Source organism: Shewanella sp. AS1 (assembly GCF_021412565.1).
Taxonomy (GTDB): Bacteria; Pseudomonadota; Gammaproteobacteria; order Enterobacterales; family Shewanellaceae; genus Shewanella.
This window is the reverse complement of the sequence record NZ_JAKCLJ010000063.1, coordinates 1-291: the sequence shown is the minus strand read 5'-3', so window position 1 is coordinate 291 and position 291 is coordinate 1. Positions and strand designations below refer to the sequence as shown.

At 57.0% G+C, this 291-nt stretch carries 1 protein-coding gene; it reads left to right on the top strand.

All coding sequences use genetic code 11. The annotated features are described in order from the left end of the window. A partial coding sequence (locus LZP69_RS16070; protein ID WP_234201704.1) for a hypothetical protein occupies positions 1-291 on the top strand: 291 nt, incomplete at both ends.

The following is a 291-nucleotide window of genomic DNA, read 5'->3' as shown; positions in this document are numbered from 1 at the left end:
TAAGACGCCAGAAGGGCAGGTACGCGATCAAAAGACGACGCCGTGGTTTCGGAAAGCAGGGTTCGGCGGCCTGCTGCTTGAGGAACCCGGCCACGGAGGTGAGGGTTACTGGTCGGTACCCGCGGACATGCGGCCACTGATACTTTCTGCTGTCCAGAAAGTGCCGCCTTATTACAAGTTCAAGGATGCTCAGGACTGGTATCGCTACTTTGGCAGCTACGCGGCTTGGGCTAAAGCCCCAACTGATATTGCACCAGAGAAGCTAAAGCTTGCGGCTGACGCGTTTTGCGC